Genomic DNA, 16,113 nt, shown 5'->3' with positions numbered 1-16,113 from the left:
TGCTGGTCGTTGTCGATGCGGTCGACGACCGCGGCGGGGGTGCCGACGTCGTGGCCGGGGGTGTTCTCGTGGGGTATGGCGACGCAGGCGCGGCCTGCGTCGACCGCGGCGGCGAGGCCGCCGGTGTTGTCCTCGATCGCCACCGCGTCGGCGGCCGTGCGACCGAGCTGCTGCAGGGCGAAGCGGTAGACCGCACCGTCGGGCTTGGGGGTGTCGACGTGGGTCGAGTCGACGACGAGGTCGAAGTCGTCGCGCGCGAGCTGACCCTCGACCGCGGCGAGGAGGGCGTCGACGTTCGCCGGCGACGTGGTGGTCACCAGCGCCACCTGCTGGCCGTCGGCCTTCGCCGCACGGATCGTCTCGGCGACGCCCGGCCGCACTTCGATCTTCGTCGAGCCGAGCAGCTTCTGGAAGATCTCGGACTTGGTGCGGTGCACGGCGGCGGCGTCGACCTCGTCACCGCGCGCGGCGGCGTAGTCGGCGATGCGCTGCGCACCGCCGTTGCTGGTGATCAGCTGCCGGTACTCGTCCTGGCTCCACGACCAGTCGAGGCCGTGGGATGTGAACGCCTCGTTGAACGCGCGGCGCTGCAGTTCGGAGGTGTCGGCGATCGTGCTGATGGAACCGAGGAGCACGGTGGGCACGGGGCAGGTCCAATCGACGTCGGTGAGGGCGGTCGGAACGGAGGACCAGGCGAGCCGGGCACCACGTTCATCCCAGCCGTGCTTGCCCGGTTCCGCCCCTCGATTGACGCCATCCGATCGGTTTGCACAGGTTTGGCGCCGATTCGGTGCCGGATGCGCGGTGTGCGCGTGCCCTGGTCATCGTCGTGCCGGCCCGGTAGGACGGAGGGATGACGCCTCGCACCGAGCCTCCGTTCCGCGCCGACCATGTGGGCAGCCTGCTTCGTCCGAAGCGGTTGTTGGACGCGCGTGCGGCGCGGGCGGACGGGCGCATCGACGCCGCGGAACTGCGTGCCGCCGAGGACGAGGCGATCCGCGAGGTCGTCCGCATGCAGGAGGACATCGGCCTGCAGTCGGCCACCGACGGCGAGTTCCGACGCACGTCCTGGCACATGGACTTCATCTATCAACTGCAGGGCGTGCACCGCACCGACGAGCAGATCACGGTGCACTTCCGCAACGAGCAGGGCGATCTCGACTTCGAGTCCGCAGCGCTCAAGGTCGACGGCAAGGTCGGGCTCGACGAACCGATCTTCGGCGCGGACTTCGAGTTCCTGCGGTCGGTCGTCACCACCGCGACGCCGAAGCTGACCATCCCGTCGCCGAGCATGGTGCACTACCGCGGCGGCCCGGCCGCGATCGACAAGACCGTGTACCCGGACGAGGACCAATTCTGGGCCGACCTCTCGGCCGCCTACGCCCGGCAGGTGCAGGGCATCGCCGCGCTCGGCTGCACCTACCTGCAGCTGGACGACACCAGCCTGGCCTACCTCAACGACCCGGCGCAGCGGGCGCAATTCGCCGCCATGGGCGCCGACGCCGAGCACCAGCACGAGCTGTACATCCGGCAGATCAATGCCGCGCTCGCCGACCGACCGGTCGGTCTGCGGATCACCACCCACCTGTGCCGCGGCAACTTCCGCTCGGCGTGGACCGCCGAGGGCGGCTACGACTTCGTCGCCGAGGCGCTCTTCGGCCAACTCGACGTCGACGGCTTCTTCCTCGAGTACGACGACGCCCGCTCCGGCGGCTTCGAGCCGCTGCGCTTCGTGCCGCCGGACAAGTACGTCGTCCTGGGCCTGGTCACGACCAAGCGCCCGCAGCTCGAGAGCAAGGACGAGCTCAAGCGTCGCATCGACGAGGCGGCGAAGTACATCCCGCTCGAGCAGCTGTGCCTGTCAGGCCAATGCGGCTTCTCGTCCACCGTCGAGGGCAACGCGCTGACCATCGACGACGAGATCGCCAAGCTGAGGCTCATCGTCGAGACGGCGCACGAGGTCTGGGGTTAACCGGCGAGGTCCGTCGGCTCTCGATCCCGCGTCCCCTTGCTGAGTCCGGTGCTCTCGACAGGGGACGGCCGTCGTCGTGCCGGTGCCGTCAGGCCGCTGCTTCCGCGAGGACGCATCCGTCGACGGGCTGTGCCTGGTCGGCGCCGCGGCAGCTCGCGGCCAGCAGTTGGCGGAGGCTGCGCAGTCCGCGGTGCTGGGCGGCCTTCACGCTGCCGACATTGCTGCCCGTGTACTCGGCCGTCTCCTCCAAGGTGCAGCCGGCGAGGAAGCGCAGGGCGATGCACTCGCGTTGCACCGGCGTCAGGTGCCGGATCGCGGCGACGACCTCCCGACGGTCGAACTCCGCGACGACGCAGTCCTCCGCGCTGCACAGCCAGGCGCGGTCCTCGACGGTCTCGTCGGTGAGCACCTCGCGGCGGTGCGCGCGGACTTCGCATGGTCGAGGATGAGGTTGCGCGCGATGGTCACCAGCCATGCCGCCACCGGTCGTCCTTGATCGGTGACCGTGCCGATCGCTCGCAGTGCGCGGACGAAGGTGTCCTGCGTCAGATCCTCGGCCAGCTCCGCGCTGATCGTGCGTCGGCGCACGAAGCGGTGGATCTCGCCGGCGTACTCCTCGTACAGCCGGCCGAACGCCGCGGAGTCGCCCGCAGCCGCTGCGTGCACCCAAGACCAGGCGTCGTCGTCGTTCAGCATGGTGTCCCCCCGGACCCTTCGGGCCTCGACCATCGGTCGCAGCCCTGTTCGCCCGGCGCGGCCGCAGAGGGCAGGCGCCAGGAGTGACGGATGTGTCGTCGTCAGCGCTACGTACCGGGCGTCGTGTACTCCCGTGCGGCCGGCTGCGCGAACTCCACCGTCATCAGCGCTACGTGCCGGAGCGACCAAGATCGACCGGCGTGCGCCGTCACCGAGGGTAGGCCGCCGTGCCCCGATGCTCCGTCGGGTGATCGGACATCGCTGCCCGGCCTCGACAGCGGCACGACGCTGCTGGCCGCGTCCTCGACGCAGCACGCGCTTCGTCGCCGGAGCGAACCCGGTTGGGACGAACGGCTACCGTCTCGTCGTGGGAATTCTCGCTGAGCGCGCCGACGGGCTCGTCGTGTCCGACGACAAGGCGCTGTTGGATCTCGACCGTGTCGCCGCGTGGCTCGCGGCGTCGTACTGGGCGAACGAACGTGACCGGGCGACGATCGAGCGTTCGATCGAGCACTCCTACGCCATCGGGGTCCACACACCGGCCGGGGAGCAGGTCGCGCTGGCGAGGGCCACGACCGACTTCGCGTCGTTCGCCTGGATCGGCGACGTCGTCGTCGACGACGCCTGGCGGGGCAAGGGCATCGGCACCTGGATGGTGCAGACGCTGGTGGACGAGTTGCGCCGGCGGGGCGTGCCGCGGTTCGTGCTGGGCACCCGGGACGCGCACGGCGTCTACGAGAAGATCGGCTTCGCCCCGCTGCGCGTCGTCGACGTCTGGATGGAGATCGACGACCGCAAGAACCGGCCGAACCCCGAGGACGTCACGTTGCGGCGCTGAGTCCGAACGCCCGGCCCAGGCGTCCGCATAGGGTGGAACCATGGTGCCGAGCGTTGTCTGAGCTGCGCTTCCGTGACCGGTTGTCGCTGCTCGCCTGGCTGATGACCGTGTACTTCTCGGCCTTCGCCATCGCCGGCGTCGCAGGGTTGGCGATCGGCGTCTCCCACGACAGCGTGGGCGACATCGCCGTCGGACTGCTCCTGATCCTGCTGGCGGCGCCGGTCCTGCTGCTCGCGATCTCGCAACTGCGCGCGCGTGTGCTGACCGACAGGACGCTGACCATCCCGACCTTCGTCCGACACCGGGTCATCGACCTGGCGGAGGTGGCCACCGTCGCCCTCCTGCGACAGCGCGGCCGGCGGACCGCCTGGTTCCTCGTCATCTGGACCGCCGGTGGCGACAAGATTCCTGTCGGGATTGCGACACCGACCAAGCTGGGCAAGCGGTGGCGGGACGAGCTGACCGGCGACCATCTCGCGACCAGCCGGGCCGGCCGGTCGGCGGTCGCGATCTGGCAGCGGGCGCGCGCGCTGCAGGGCGAGATCGGCCCACTCGACCGGACGCCGATCATTGATCGCCTCAGCTACGCACCGACGACCAGTGCGTACTGGACGCCCGCCACCGGCGCAGCCGTCATGCCGAGCCGCGCAGTGTCCGGGTGATCGTCGCTCGGGGACGAGCGCGGGTAGCTCAGGCGCTGTCGGCGGCCAGTCCACGCAGGTAGCTCGAGAAGCCCTCGGGCGCGCGGCCGTCGAGGCGGGCGCTGGTGCGCACCGGGTCGAGGGCGGTGCGGGCGATCCAGAGATGACCGGCGCGCCGCGCCCGGTCGGCGAGGGCCCAGTCCTCGCCGGTGCGCAGCGCGGGCCAGCCGCCGAGCGCGAGGTAGACGTCGCCGCGGATGCCGAGGTTGGCGCCGTGCACGTGCGGGTGGTGCTCGCGCAGCACGTGCTGCCGGTGCCAGCGGTGCGCGGACGCGTGCGCGAGGTCGTCCGCGGGCAGCACCGTGCCGAGCCGCAGCTGCACGCCCCGCTGCGCATCGGCGAGCATGCGGGGGAGCCAGGTGACCGGTACTTCGGAGTCCGCGTCGGTGTTGGCCAGCCACACCTCACGGGGGTTGCGGCCGGCGAGGGCGAGCGCCGCACCCGCCGCCCGCGCCGCGCCGACACACCGGGCGTCGAGGGCGACTGTCTCGACGGTGGGGAAACCGGCGGCCACGGCACCGCTGCCGTCGGCACACGCGTCGAGCGCGACGACCACGCGGCAGCGCACGGCATCGGCAGATTGCCAACGCAGCAACCGCTCGCTGCGCGTCACGGCGGCGAGGGCGGCCCCGAGCCGGTCCTCCTCGTCGTGGGCCGGGATGACGGTGACGACCTCGCGGATCACGGCGTGATCCCTTCCCGTCGCGCGACCGAGCGCGGGTCGAGGGAGAAGACGTCGAGCAGGAAGTCGTCCTCGACGTGACCGACGGTGCGATGCAGCCGAGCGGCAAGCGCGTCATGCACCTCAACGGCTGTCGAGGGATGGTCGGGCGCCGGGTGCCGCCAGTGGCAGGCCACGACCACACCGTCGGGCGCCAGGCTCGCCCGGACACGCTCGGCCAGCTCGTCCGGTGCGCAGTAGTAGCCGATCTCACTGAGCACGACCAGGTCAAAGATGCCGTCGGGCCATTCGCCGGGGATGACGCCCGTACCGATCTCGACCAACCGCCCCGCGAGACGAGCGGCAGCCGCCGCCAGTGGCCGGGGTGACGCGTCCCAGGCGACGACGTGGTCGCAGCGTTCGGCGAGCCGCTCGGTGATGAGCCCGAGCGAGCAGCCGGGCTCGAACGCCCGCCGGAACCGTGGACGCGGCAGGGAGGCGACCAGCAGGTCACGCTTGCGCTGCTCGTAGAAGCGATCGCGCAGACCCCACGGATCGTCGGCCTCGTCGTACAGCCGGTCGAACCAGCGCGGTTCGGCGGCCGGATGCCGTGGCTCGACCACGAAGCACTCGAACGGACGCCGGAAGTGCTGCAGGACGCCGGCTGGCAGGATCGCCCCGTCGCCCTGGGCGGGCGAGAGCGGCAGGTGCTGCGACCGGTAGGCGTCCACGGCAGCGCGCTTCCTGTCCCCTGTGGCAGCGCCGAGATCCAGTCGGTGCAGCTCGTCCCCGCCGGGAGGCGCGTCGGTCGGATCGGCCCAGTGCCACGCCCAGATCGGGAACTGCCACAGCCTGACGCCGGGCCGGTCGGCCAGGGCGCGGCGGCCCGCGAGTGCGCATGCCTCGTGGTCGGGATGCCGGTCGCCGACCCATGGCGTCGCCAGCACTGTTGTCGGGCGCAGCCGCTCGGCCACCGCCGAGCTGAGCGTGTCGAGGTGTCCCGTGAGACGGCCGTCGGGCAGCCCGAGCCACGAGACGGCCGGCCCGCCCAACGCGCTCGCGGCCGCCTCGCCCTCGCGTCGGCGCAGCGCGGCGAGCCGGTCGGGGGAGTGCGTCGGTGAGTCCGGGTGCGACGCCTCGCCGTCCGTCGCGATGACCACCTCGACGTCGGCACCGGCGGCGAGCGACGCCGCGATGAGCCCGCCGGCGCCGAGCGTCTCGTCGTCCGGGTGGGCCGCGAGCACCAGCACGTGGTCGCCGCGACCGGGCACGTCCAGACCCGGAAGCCGGTCGAGGGCGCCGGCCCAGGCCGCCTCGCTCGTGCCGGGCTGGTCGTGCCGCAAGGTATCGGTCATCGGGCGGTCAGTTCGGCGCCCAGCAGGGCCAGGTCGCGCTCGCCGTGGTGCTGGCGCACGTAGAGCTCGAGATCGGCGACGCGCCGGGCGTACTGATCGTCGAACGCGAGCGGGCCTGGGCCGAGCGCGTGCGTCGTGTGGTGCAGCGTCTGCTCGACCGCCCCGGCCACGACCGAGCGCACCCGCGTCGCCAGCCGACTGCCCTCGGCGCCGCCTGCGCGGCCGCTGTCGACCAGGGCCGCAGCCACCTGCAGCGTGGCCGCGGCGCCGTGCAGGGCGACGTCGACCGCCCCGACATGCATGCGGCTCACGTCGTCGTCGCGTGCCGCCGCGCGCAGTTGCGTGAGCAGTGCCCGCGCCGCGCCGAACCAGCAGGCTGCGACGCCGATGCCGCCCCACGCGAACCCGTCGCGGTCGAGGTACCAACTGGGGGCGCCGACGGGCGTCGCCACGGCGCCGTCGAACACGACGCCGACGCTGGTCACCGCGGACAGACCGCGAGCGACCCAGCCATCGCTCGGCAGCGGCTCGACGCCCGGCTGCCGCAGGTCGACCTGGTAGAGGCGCCGGCGGTCGCCGGTGAAGGCGGTGACGAGCGCACCGTCGAGCCGGTCGGCGAGCGAGCACCACGGCTTGGTGCCGGTCAAGGTCGTGCGCGCGCCGTCGTCGGTCGCGTCCAGGCGGACACCGGCGGCCTCGGCCGCGAAGACCCCCCAGACGCCTTGCGGACGCGGCAGGCCCGCTTCGTCCAGGATCGCCAGCGCGTCGACGTGCGGCTCGAGCACTCGGGCGACGGTGAGGTCCTGCTCGGCGACCAGCGCCAGCACCGACCACCGCAGCGCCGTCGCTCCCGCACCCGGCACGGGCAGCAGTCGGCCGACGGTGTCGGCGAGCGCGATGGCGTCCGCGACCTTGCCGGCGGAGGCCGCAGCCGACCCGCGGACCTCATCCGCCCACGACGGCAGCGGTGCGCCGTCGAACGCGCCGGTTGCGTCGTTCACCTCTGCGGTCTGCCCAGCGGATCGCCGGTGCAACCACCGGCGGTCGTCACCTCCGGACGAGGGGTGGAAGCATCGTCGTCATGACAGTCATCAAGATCAACGCGATCACCGTGCCCGCGGACAGCGGTGACGAGCTCGCGCACCGGTTCGCGGCACGTGCTGGCGCGGTCGACGACCAGGACGGGTTCGAGGGCTTCGAACTGCTCAAGCCCACCGACGACCGCACGGTGTGGCTCGTCGTCACGCGCTGGCGCGACGAGGAGTCGTTCCAGGCCTGGCTGTCGTCACCGGCCTTCGGTCACGGCCACCGCTCGGCGGCCGAGCGCTCTGGCGGGGACGCCCCGCCGCCCGTGGGCGTGCAGAGCGAGGTGTGGTCGTACGAGATCGCGGGTGGCAGCTCGGCGGGCTGACAGGCGTCCAGCCGCTCAGCCGACGCCATCCGGCTCGGCCACATCTGCCGGTGCCCGCATGCGCCAGGCGTCGGTGACGAGCTCGACCAGCCGTTCGGTGTCGACGCGGGAGAGATGGAGCATCACCAGTGGCAGCCCGTCGTACCCGGGGGTCGTGAAGAAGAGCTCGGGCTCGCCGCGCAGCAGGGCCTGCTTCTCGGCCTCGTCCCCGACGTAGAGCACCGCGACATCGGTGCGGATCGTCCGCCGCCGACCCGGAATCCGCTCGGGGTACGACCAGACGAAGCCCTTCCCGGCCACGCGGAAGTCGAAGCCCTCGCTGTCGATCTCCTCGACCCGCGGCAGGGCGAGGGCGAGGCGGCGCACGTCGTCGGCGTCAGCCACGGAATTCCGTCCGCACCGAGGCGTGCCGGCGCTGCCCGGCGCTGCCCTCGCCCGCCGCCCTGCGCGCCGGGCTACGCCTTGCCACTCGTCGGGCTCGGGACGAGCAGGCCGACGATGCCGGCGACGACCGCGCTGATGACCGCCCACGCGGCCGACACGTCGGGATGCGACGTGGTGGTCGTCCGGTTGGCGCCCGTGCCCGTCGTCGTCGTGATATCCACGGTGTAGCTGTGCCAGATGACGGCAAGCGCGCCGACCGCGATCGCGAGGAGCACGACGAAGACCGCTCCCCAGATGATCCGTCGAGTCACCGGGTCGAGGTCGAACAGGCCCGGCTGTGAGTCGCGGAGCCGTTGCGCCACTGCTTTCTGGTCCGCCGCGGTGAGGGACTGGAACGAGGCCGCGACCTCGTCGGACGTGGTGGCCATGGTCGCTCCGTTCAGGAGTGTGGTGACGCCAGGCTAGAACCGCTCGCGGCCCTCGACCAGATGCATCCGCCGGGCGCGCGGCCTCCGAATCGGTGACGGACCGCGGCTCGAAGCGCGCCTCAGTTGATGATCTCCGCACGCTCGTCCGCAAGCAGCGCCGACAGCCGCTCGCGCCAGGTCTGCAGCTCGTCCGGGGTGAGCCGCGTCCACTCGGTCACCTCCGCGACGATGCGCAGCGGGTCACGGCTGCGGTACGACCGGGTCGGGTTGCCGGGGAACTTCTTGTCGGTGACGTTCGGGTCGTGCTCCCACGCGCCGGTCGGCTCGACGGCATAGACCCGCGGCGTCGCCCCGCACCCGGACAGTTCAGCCGCGATCTCGGCGGCGAGCCCGGCGCCGTCGACCCGCGCGGTGAAGTAGATGTGGTTCATGACGATCTCGGGCCGGTAGTTCGAGCGGCGGCCGGCGGTGAGCAGGTCGCCGACACCGAGGTCGGCGATCGTGCCGTGGAAGAACGGACCTTCATCGAGCGGTGCGGACACGCGAAACCCCTCTGGCGCTTGGCTGGACGCGCGAGTCTGCCCGAGCACCGGGGCCTTGCCGCAAGCCCCCACCCCGGCCGTATGGTGAAGGTGGCGGGCTTCGCGTCAGGTCGTCGTCACGAGCCCGCCGTCGATGACGAAGTCGGCGCCGGTCACGTTGCCGGCGCGGTCACTGACGAGGAACGTTGCGAGCGCGGCGATCTCGTCGGGACGGGTGAATCGGCCGGTGACCGACTGCTGGGCGGCGCTGCCGGCGACGTCGGACGCGGCCCCGCCGGTCGCGCGGGCGACGGTGGCAGCCATCCCGCCGTCGCCGAGCCAGAGGTCGGTGGCGACCGGGCCCGGGCTGATGGTGTTGGCGCGGATGCCTCGCGGGCCGAACTCCTTGGACAGGGCCTTCGAGAAGTTCGTCAGCGCTGCCTTCGACGCGCTGTAGTCCAGTACGAGGGGGTCGGGCAGGAACGCGTTGACCGAGCTGGTCGTGACGATGACCCCGCCCCCCGCCGCGAGCATCACCGGCAATGCTGCCCGCGTCGTCCGTACCGCGGCCATGAGGTTGAGGTTGAACGTCGCCGCCCACTGGTCGTCGGTGATGTCGAGGAACCCCGACAGTCGCGGCGCCGCCGCCCCGACGTTGTTCACCAGGATGTGCGGCCCGCCGAGGTCGCGCGCGACCGCCATGAGCTCCGCCGGCCCGTCGGGCGTCGAGAGGTCGACGGAGACGGGGTGCACGCGTCCGCTCGCGGCCAGGTCGGCCAGGTCGTCGGTCTTGTCCCGCGCACCGGCGACGACGGTCACGCCCTCGTCGACCAGTGCCCGGGTGATCGCCAGCCCGATGCCCTTGCTGGCACCGGTGACGACGGCGAGCCTGCCGCTCAGTTCGAGGTCCATCGCCGTGCCCTACAACCCGTTCGTCCGCAACCAGGCCAGCACCGCATCGGCGACCTCGCGCCACCCGCTGTCGATCGTGAGCGAGTGACCGCGACCCTCGAACTGCCTGAGTTCGGTGACCGCGGTCGAGTCGCGGTACTGCTTGAGCGTCGAGCGGGTGACCACGTCCGGCACGGTGTGGTCGGCAGTGCCCGAGATGAGCAGCAGCGGCCCCCGGGTGCCGTTGTCGGTGTCGACCTTCGCCTGGGAGTGGACGGCGAAGTTCGCGGCCGCGGCCTGGAAGAGCGGCCGGGCCGGTGACGGGATCGTCCACCGCTCGAACAGCGCGTCCGACTCCTCCTCGGAGACGGCATTGCCGAACCCGTACCGGAACTCCTTCGCAGTGAGCGAGACCGCCTTGTGCAGGTTGGCGGGGTTGCCGAGTGCAGGCAGGCCGCTGCGCAGTTGGGCGAGCGGGAGCGGCAGGACGCCCTTGATCTGGGCCGGGTCGATGGCGACGGCCGCGACGCCGACGCCCTGACCGAGGAGCTTCTCGGCGAACAGCCCGCCGAACGAGTGGCCGATGATGATCGGTTCGGCCGGCAGCGAGGCGATGATCTTGGCGAAGTGTTCGGTGACGTCGTCGATGCTCAGGTCGGCCACCGCGTCGGGCTGCGACCTCGCCTCCTCGACGGTGTCCGGCTCGTTCGGCCAGCCCGGTGCGATCGGGTCGTAGCCGGCCTCGCGGAACAGCTCGACCCACGGCGTCCAGCTGGTGGCGTGCAGCCAGAGGCCGTGGATGAAGACGACAGGTGTGGAGGTCGTGGACATGCGGTGCCTTTCGGTCGGCGAAAGCCACCGAAGCAGACACCAGCGACCGACGGCGCGTCCAAGACACGTTTCGTCCGGATCGATAACCGCGAGGAACCGAACACCGTTACCGTGTGGCATCGCCGCTACGACGCGCCGTCAGGGGGTGCCGTGGACCTCGACCTGCGTCTGGTCCGATACTTCGTCGCCGTCGGCGAGGAGCTGCACTTCGGACGCGCGGCGGCGAGGCTGTTCATCAGCCAGCCGGCGCTGTCCAAGCAGATCCGCAAACTCGAGGCCGAGGTGGGCGGCCCACTGCTCGTCCGCGACAGTCGGAACGTGATGCTGACCGAGCGTGGCGCCCGCTTCTTCGCGGACGCGCGACAACTGCTCGCAGTCGCCGACCGCATGCGGCACGACGCCGACGTGGGCACCGTGCGCATCGCGCACGTCTTCGAACTCGCCACCAGCCGGCTCGTCGCCGACGCCTTCGCACGGGCGCATCCCGGCGTCACGCTGGTCGAGCGACAGCAGGACAGCTATCGGCAGCTGCGATCGCTGCTGGCTCGTCAACTCGATGTCGCCATCGTGCGCGTCACGCCGCGCATGCTGCAGGAGTACCCGGTCGGCTGGCGGCACCGCCCGCTGCGGCGTGAGCCCCTGCTGCTGGTCGGCCGCCCGGGCGAGCCCGTGCGTGCGACGGCCTCGCTGCACGAACGACCGCTGGAGGTCTTCGCCGACCCGCCGGGCTCGGGCCTGTACAACGCGCACGGCGAGTTCCTGACCGCCCTCGAACACGACAACGGTGTCGCACTGCGCTGGCTCGGGAATCCCGGCATGTTCCTGCACTGCTTCGCCGTCGTGCGACGCGCCGCCGCACCCGGGTTCGTGCTCGAGTTCGAGAGCTACGCCGAGCGGTACGCGGACGCCGGCTGCCCGGTGCACCGGCCCGAGGAACAGACGCCCGCGTACCCGTGGGCGATCGCCTGGCGCGACGAGCCGCCGACGGAGGCCGTCGAAGCGTTCCTGGACGTCGCGGCGGAACTCGCGCGAGCGCGTGGCTGGTCGTCCGTGCCCGATGCTGACCCGGCTGCGACGCAGCACGGCAGCGCCGTCGTCTGACGCGCCGGTCGGCCGGTGATCAACCGGCGAGATCGCGAGGTCGGACGAAGCCCTCGAGCTGTGCGGCGTTCGGCCGCAGGTCGGCCCAGGTGCCCTCGAAGGTGAGCGTGGTGAGGGCGGCGGTCGGATAGCCCTCGTCGAGCCGGGCGAGCAGGTCGGGATCGCCGCCCGCGATCAGCCCGTGCGCGAGCAGCGCGGTGCCGGGGTTGTGTCCGATCATCAGCACGGCGCGATGCTCGTCGTCGATGCCGCGAAGCAGGTCGAGCAGCCGCTGCGGTGGCGCCTCGTAGATGGCCGCCTCGAACCGCACCTCGGGATCGCGGTGCAGGCCTCCGCGCACGCCTTGCCAGGTCTCGCGTGTTCGCCGCGCGGTCGAGCAGAGCACGAGATCGACCTCGGCGCCGACGGCGCGCAGGTGGTCGGCGACGAGGCCTGTCGCCCGGACACCACGGGCGTTGAGGGGCCGGTCGTGGTCGGCCAGGCCCGGGTCGCCCCAGTCGGACTTCGCGTGGCGCAGCAGGTAGAGGCGGCGTGCGGACGACATCGCCCCAGTCTGCGCGCCGTCGCGTCGCGGCTGCCACGGTGGGCCGGTGGTGTGCGGCCACGCTGCGGGGACCGCGCTCGGCGAGTCGCCCCGCAGCGTCGCCACACCCGCCGCACCAGGGGTGGTTGACCCACAGCGCAGCGACCGCTAACGTACAACCAAATGGTTGTACGTGATGAACTCAGCGACGCCGAGGTCGACCGCATCTTCGCGGCCCTCGCCGACGCGACGCGCCGCGACATCGTCCGCCGCACGCTGCTCGGCGACGAGTCGGTGTCGCACCTGGCGCAGGACTACGCGATGTCGTTCCAGGCCGTGCAGAAGCACGTGGCCGTGCTGGAGAGGGCGGGGCTGGTGACGAAGGAGACGCGCGGTCGCGAGCGGCTCGTCCGCGCCGTGCCCGAGGTCATCCAGCGCGCGCAGGCGTTGCTCGACGGCTACGAGCAGCTGTGGCGGTCGCGTATCGCGCGTCTCGACGCGATGTTCGCCGAGGACGACGAGCCGCGCCGACAGCACTGAACAACACCCGTCGATCCGGGCGCAGCGTGCGCCCACCACGAGAGGAACCACCATGCCGGTCACGTCGGTCACCAAGGACCCGGAAGCCCTGACGATGACGGTCGTCGCCGACTTCGCGGTGCCGTTGCAACGCCTGTGGGACGCATACGCCGACCCGCGGCGGCTCGAGCGGTTCTGGGGTCCGCCGACCTACCCCGCGACCTTCACGCGCCACGACATGGCCGCGGGCGGGCGTTCGGAGTACTCGATGACCGGTCCGGAGGGCGACGTGGCGCGTGGCTACTGGGAGTTCATCGACGTCAAGGCGCCGCATTCGTTCGAGGTGCGCGACGGGTTCTGTCACGCCGACGGCACCCCGAACACCGACCTGCCGTCGATGCGGATGGTGTTCGCGTTCGAGGCGAACGGCGCGGCCTCACGGCTGACGACCACGACCTACTTCAACTCCGTCGACGAGCTCGAGCAGTTGCTCGGCATGGGCATGGAGGAGGGGATGCGGCAGGCGATGGGTCAGATCGACGACGTGCTCGCCGACCTGCGCACGTTCGCCGCCGAGCTGCCGGCCGCCGCGCAGACGCTCGACGACACGACGGTGCGGGTGAGCCGGGTGATCCGCGGCAGCGTCGAGCAGGTGTGGGCCGCCCACCACGACGCGTCGCTGCTGCAGCGCTGGCTGCTCGGCCCGGACGGATGGTCGATGCCGACGTGCGAGGTCGCGACCGAGGTCGGGCAGCCGTACCGCTACGTCTGGCAGGACGACGCCACCGGACGCAGCTTCACCGCCACCGGCGAGGTGCTCGAGATCGCGCCGCCACACCGCGCCGTCACCACCGAGCGGATGTCGGGCGACGGCATCCCCGCCGACGCGCCCGGCACGACCAACGAGCTCACCCTCACGCCGCTCGAGGAGGGCACGCTGCTGACGCTCGTGATCACCTACCCGGACGCGGCCACGCGCGACCTCGTGCTCGGCACCGGCATGGTCGACGGCATGGAGACGAGCTACGCGCGTCTCGAACAGGCCGTGCTCGCCGGCTGACCGGACGGGTCAGTACAGGCCCTTGGCGTAGTTCGCCTCGACGTAGTACTCGTCGAGCTCGGCGATGCTGCGCCCGTCTGGCTCGATCTCGTGGGCGATGACGGCGCGACGCTCGACGGCGTCCGGGTTCCAGGTGTGCGGCTTCCAGATGCCGCTGCGCAGGAACGCCTTGCTGCAGTGGAAGAACACCTCGTCGACCTCGACGACGAGCAGCATGATCGGTCGCTTGCCGTCGACGGCGAGGACATCGCCGAGCTCGTCGTCGACGACCAGCCGGGCGCGTCCGTTGACTCGCAGGGTGTCGCCCCGTCCCGGGATGACGAAGTCGATGCCGACGTGCGGGTTGGCGACGATGTTGCGGTAGCCGTCGGCGCGGCGGTTGCCGGGGCGCTCGGCGAGGGCGATGGTGCGGTCGTCGAGCACGTGCACGAGCGAGCCGGCCGGATCGCCCTTCGGGCTGGCGTCGCAGCGGCCGTCGGCGTCCGCCGTGGCGATGACGCAGAACGGGCTGGCCTCGAGCCAGCGCCGGTCGACGTCGAGCAGGTGGTCGCGTCCCTTGTTCGCGGCCCGGGCCCCGGGCTCACCGAGCAGGGCGACCAGTTCGTCGACGGACGTGATCTCGCGGCGCACGTCAGCAGGCTATCGGCGCGCGCATCGCGATTGCTGCTGCGATGTCGTCGTCCGGCAGCAGCACTCGCACCGTTCCACGGCGCCGCCGCCAGGCCGTGCGCACGCGCACGAGTCGTCCGGCCAGGCGGCCGAGGGCAAGGTCGTCCAGGCCGGCGAGCCGGGGGGCGGACGCTGCCAGCGCGGTGATCGCGGGCAGCCGCCAGCGCCACTGCAGCCGGAAGCGCACCCGCCCGACCAGGTCGACGGGGGTTGCGGCCGAGGCGGCGACGCGGGGGAGCAGGGCGACCACGCTGGGCCGCAGCACGATCGCGAGCGCGACGACGAGCACGAGACGGTCGACGGTGCCACCATGCCAGGCGGACGCGACGACGCCGCCGAACAGCGACGACCAGAACACCCCGGCCAGCAGCAGCAGGGCGAGCGAGACCAGCGCGTCGACGCCACGGTAGGCGGCGAGTGCGCGGTCGCGACGCGTCACCGGCTGTCCTGCGCACCACGCGTGCGCCAGTCGCAGCATCGAGCCGCGGGCCGAGCCGGCCAGGTCGGGTTCGCGCGCGAGGTCGCCCGCGATGAACTGGCCGTCGAGGCCGGCGAACGGCAGGAGGTTCGACGCGACGGTGATGCAGTTGACCAGCAGGAAGCGCGAGACCACGGCGGCGCCGAGCAGGTCGGGCGCCGCCCAATGCACCAGCGCCACCGACGAGGTGAACAGCCACTCGGCCCACGAGCCCGCGAACGCCTGCACGATGCGGGCGCGGCGGTCGAGCAACAGCGCGTCGACCGACTCGACGTAGAACGCCGGGGTGCCGAGATGCAGCCGGAAGCCGAAGGCGTCGACCTGCCGGCCGTGGTGGACGACGACCAACGCGTGTGCCAGTTCATGCAGCGCGATCGCGACAAGGCTGATGGCGACCGCGCACGGGACGTCGCGCGCGGCCAGGCGCAGGTGGCCTGCGCCGGCCGAGAACGCGTGCACGATCGCGACGAGGCCGGCCAGCGCGAGCGCCGCCTGCACGGCCACCGCAGCGGGCCGGAACAGGTGCCGCGCGACGCAGCGGTACAGCGTGTCGACGGCCCGCACCCCACGGGTGCTGTGCACGTCGAGGGTGCGGACGAACCCGGCCACCGCCGCCCACCGGTGCCGCGGGCGCACGATCGGCGGGCTGCACGCGAGGTGCCGCCCCGCCCGCAACTCGTCGAGCAGGTCGGGGCCCGGCGGCGGCCCGGCCGCGCCGTCGAGTCCGAGTGCTGCGGCGTCGGCGTCGCCGAGCCGCAGCGCGGTGCGGTCGCGACGGTTCACCAGCAGGCGGTGCAGGCTGCCGTCACGGTGCGGTTCGGCGACGTACTCGACCCAGTCGCCGAGCACGACCGGTGCGTGGTCGTGGGTGTTGCACATCGTGGCTCCTCTCGGACGCAGCACGGCGGCGGCCCCCCCGCCCCCGGGGGCGAGGGGGGGCGGCCCCCGGCCGCCGCCGACGCCGGCGACCAGCCGGGCGCCGCGGGCAAGGAGGGGGGGGGGAACTACGTGTCGCCCCCCCACGGGCCGACGCCCGTGATCCGGTCGACGCTGATCCTCGTGACGAATCCGTGC

Annotated in this window: 21 protein-coding genes; 7 read left to right on the top strand and 14 right to left on the bottom strand. The window is 72.2% G+C overall.

The genetic code is table 11. The annotated features are described in order from the left end of the window. Nucleotides 1–644 (bottom strand): HAD-IA family hydrolase (locus ACTHMS_RS11955; protein WP_440306889.1); only part of this gene is annotated, 644 nt, incomplete at its 3' end. 209 nt (nt 645–853) lie between these two features. Between ACTHMS_RS11955 and ACTHMS_RS11950 the strand changes: the two genes are divergently transcribed. Further along, nucleotides 854–1,972, top strand: a complete 1,119-nt coding sequence (locus ACTHMS_RS11950) for a 5-methyltetrahydropteroyltriglutamate--homocysteine S-methyltransferase (protein ID WP_440306888.1) — start codon at nt 854–856, stop codon at nt 1,970–1,972. An 88-nt stretch (nt 1,973–2,060) separates the two neighbouring features. Here the strand turns inward: ACTHMS_RS11950 and ACTHMS_RS11945 are convergent, their stop codons facing one another. Then, nucleotides 2,061–2,381: an RNA polymerase sigma factor gene (locus tag ACTHMS_RS11945; protein ID WP_440306887.1), complete on the bottom strand. Its 321-nt coding sequence runs from the start codon at nt 2,379–2,381 to the stop codon at nt 2,061–2,063. Beyond that, complete coding sequence (locus tag ACTHMS_RS11940) at nt 2,273–2,668, bottom strand: RNA polymerase sigma factor (protein ID WP_440306886.1); 396 nt, start codon at nt 2,666–2,668, stop codon at nt 2,273–2,275. Before ACTHMS_RS11940 ends, ACTHMS_RS11945 begins: the two co-directional genes overlap by 109 nt. Before the next feature lie 373 nt (nt 2,669–3,041). Here ACTHMS_RS11940 and ACTHMS_RS11935 point away from each other — a divergent pair, with 373 nt between their 5' ends. Together ACTHMS_RS11935 and ACTHMS_RS11930 are read left to right on the top strand one after the other, a co-directional pair. Beyond that, the gene (locus tag ACTHMS_RS11935; RefSeq protein WP_440306890.1) at nt 3,042–3,506 is read left to right on the top strand and encodes a GNAT family N-acetyltransferase; all 465 of its coding nucleotides are present in this window, start codon (nt 3,042–3,044) and stop codon (nt 3,504–3,506) included. A 53-nt stretch (nt 3,507–3,559) separates the two neighbouring features. Further along, the gene (locus tag ACTHMS_RS11930; protein ID WP_440306885.1) at nt 3,560–4,168 is read left to right on the top strand and encodes a hypothetical protein; all 609 of its coding nucleotides are present in this window, start codon (nt 3,560–3,562) and stop codon (nt 4,166–4,168) included. A gap of 28 nt (nt 4,169–4,196) precedes the next feature. Here ACTHMS_RS11930 and ACTHMS_RS11925 read toward each other — a convergent pair whose 3' ends face one another. From ACTHMS_RS11925 to ACTHMS_RS11915, 3 genes are read right to left on the bottom strand one after another with little or no spacing between them, the layout of a single operon-like run. Next, nucleotides 4,197–4,892, bottom strand: a complete 696-nt coding sequence (locus ACTHMS_RS11925) for a glycosyltransferase (protein ID WP_440306884.1) — start codon at nt 4,890–4,892, stop codon at nt 4,197–4,199. Continuing rightward, nucleotides 4,889–6,223: a PIG-L family deacetylase gene (locus ACTHMS_RS11920; protein WP_440306883.1), complete on the bottom strand. Its 1,335-nt coding sequence runs from the start codon at nt 6,221–6,223 to the stop codon at nt 4,889–4,891. The genes ACTHMS_RS11925 and ACTHMS_RS11920 overlap by 4 nt, the downstream gene beginning before the upstream one ends. Beyond that, on the bottom strand, nt 6,220–7,224 hold the full coding sequence (locus ACTHMS_RS11915) for an acyl-CoA dehydrogenase (RefSeq protein ID WP_440306882.1): 1,005 nt from the start codon (nt 7,222–7,224) through the stop codon (nt 6,220–6,222). Before ACTHMS_RS11915 ends, ACTHMS_RS11920 begins: the two co-directional genes overlap by 4 nt. An 80-nt stretch (nt 7,225–7,304) precedes the next feature. On the opposite strand from ACTHMS_RS11915, the gene ACTHMS_RS11910 reads away from it, so the two are divergent. Then, nucleotides 7,305–7,634: an antibiotic biosynthesis monooxygenase family protein gene (locus ACTHMS_RS11910; protein ID WP_440306881.1), complete on the top strand. Its 330-nt coding sequence runs from the start codon at nt 7,305–7,307 to the stop codon at nt 7,632–7,634. Nucleotides 7,635–7,649: 15 nt separating this feature from the next. On the opposite strand, the gene ACTHMS_RS11905 is transcribed toward ACTHMS_RS11910, so the two are convergent. The 5 genes from ACTHMS_RS11905 to ACTHMS_RS11885 form a co-directional block, all read right to left on the bottom strand. Next, complete coding sequence (locus ACTHMS_RS11905) at nt 7,650–8,018, bottom strand: MmcQ/YjbR family DNA-binding protein (RefSeq protein WP_440306880.1); 369 nt, start codon at nt 8,016–8,018, stop codon at nt 7,650–7,652. A gap of 71 nt (nt 8,019–8,089) precedes the next feature. Next, nucleotides 8,090–8,446, bottom strand: coding sequence for a hypothetical protein (locus ACTHMS_RS11900; protein WP_440306879.1), 357 nt, complete (start codon nt 8,444–8,446; stop codon nt 8,090–8,092). Between the two features lie 119 nt (nt 8,447–8,565). Beyond that, nucleotides 8,566–8,988, bottom strand: coding sequence for an NAD(+)--rifampin ADP-ribosyltransferase (gene arr / locus ACTHMS_RS11895; RefSeq protein ID WP_440306878.1), 423 nt, complete (start codon nt 8,986–8,988; stop codon nt 8,566–8,568). A gap of 105 nt (nt 8,989–9,093) precedes the next feature. Beyond that, a complete protein-coding gene (locus ACTHMS_RS11890; protein WP_440306877.1) occupies nt 9,094–9,879 on the bottom strand; it encodes an SDR family oxidoreductase in 786 nt (261 codons plus the stop codon). Between the two features lie 9 nt (nt 9,880–9,888). Further along, nucleotides 9,889–10,689, bottom strand: coding sequence for an alpha/beta hydrolase (locus tag ACTHMS_RS11885; RefSeq protein ID WP_440306876.1), 801 nt, complete (start codon nt 10,687–10,689; stop codon nt 9,889–9,891). Between the two features lie 150 nt (nt 10,690–10,839). Between ACTHMS_RS11885 and ACTHMS_RS11880 the strand changes: the two genes are divergently transcribed. Further along, complete coding sequence (locus ACTHMS_RS11880) at nt 10,840–11,790, top strand: LysR family transcriptional regulator (protein ID WP_440306875.1); 951 nt, start codon at nt 10,840–10,842, stop codon at nt 11,788–11,790. A 19-nt stretch (nt 11,791–11,809) separates the two neighbouring features. Here ACTHMS_RS11880 and ACTHMS_RS11875 read toward each other — a convergent pair whose 3' ends face one another. Next, complete coding sequence (locus ACTHMS_RS11875; RefSeq protein WP_440306874.1) at nt 11,810–12,334, bottom strand: SixA phosphatase family protein; 525 nt, start codon at nt 12,332–12,334, stop codon at nt 11,810–11,812. A gap of 162 nt (nt 12,335–12,496) precedes the next feature. Here ACTHMS_RS11875 and ACTHMS_RS11870 point away from each other — a divergent pair, with 162 nt between their 5' ends. Together ACTHMS_RS11870 and ACTHMS_RS11865 are read left to right on the top strand one after the other, a co-directional pair. Further along, a complete protein-coding gene (locus tag ACTHMS_RS11870; RefSeq protein ID WP_440306873.1) occupies nt 12,497–12,853 on the top strand; it encodes an ArsR/SmtB family transcription factor in 357 nt (118 codons plus the stop codon). Nucleotides 12,854–12,905: 52 nt separating this feature from the next. Further along, nucleotides 12,906–13,892 (top strand): SRPBCC family protein, encoded by a 987-nt coding sequence (locus ACTHMS_RS11865; RefSeq protein WP_440306872.1) that lies wholly within the window; start codon nt 12,906–12,908, stop codon nt 13,890–13,892. Between the two features lie 9 nt (nt 13,893–13,901). On the opposite strand, the gene ACTHMS_RS11860 is transcribed toward ACTHMS_RS11865, so the two are convergent. Together ACTHMS_RS11860 and ACTHMS_RS11855 are read right to left on the bottom strand one after the other, a co-directional pair. Beyond that, nucleotides 13,902–14,522 carry an MSMEG_1061 family FMN-dependent PPOX-type flavoprotein gene (locus ACTHMS_RS11860; RefSeq protein WP_440306871.1) on the bottom strand — a complete coding sequence of 207 codons (621 nt, stop codon included), beginning with the start codon at nt 14,520–14,522 and terminating at the stop codon, nt 13,902–13,904. Between the two features lies 1 nt (nt 14,523). Continuing rightward, entirely contained in the window at nt 14,524–15,918 is a 1,395-nt protein-coding gene (locus ACTHMS_RS11855; protein ID WP_440306870.1) for a hypothetical protein, read from the bottom strand. Nucleotides 15,919–16,113: the final 195 nt, after the last annotated feature.

Source organism: Jatrophihabitans sp., assembly GCF_051960575.1.
Lineage (GTDB): Bacteria > Actinomycetota > Actinomycetes > Mycobacteriales > Jatrophihabitantaceae > JBQCEE01.
This window is presented reverse-complemented; position numbering and strand designations above follow the sequence as displayed.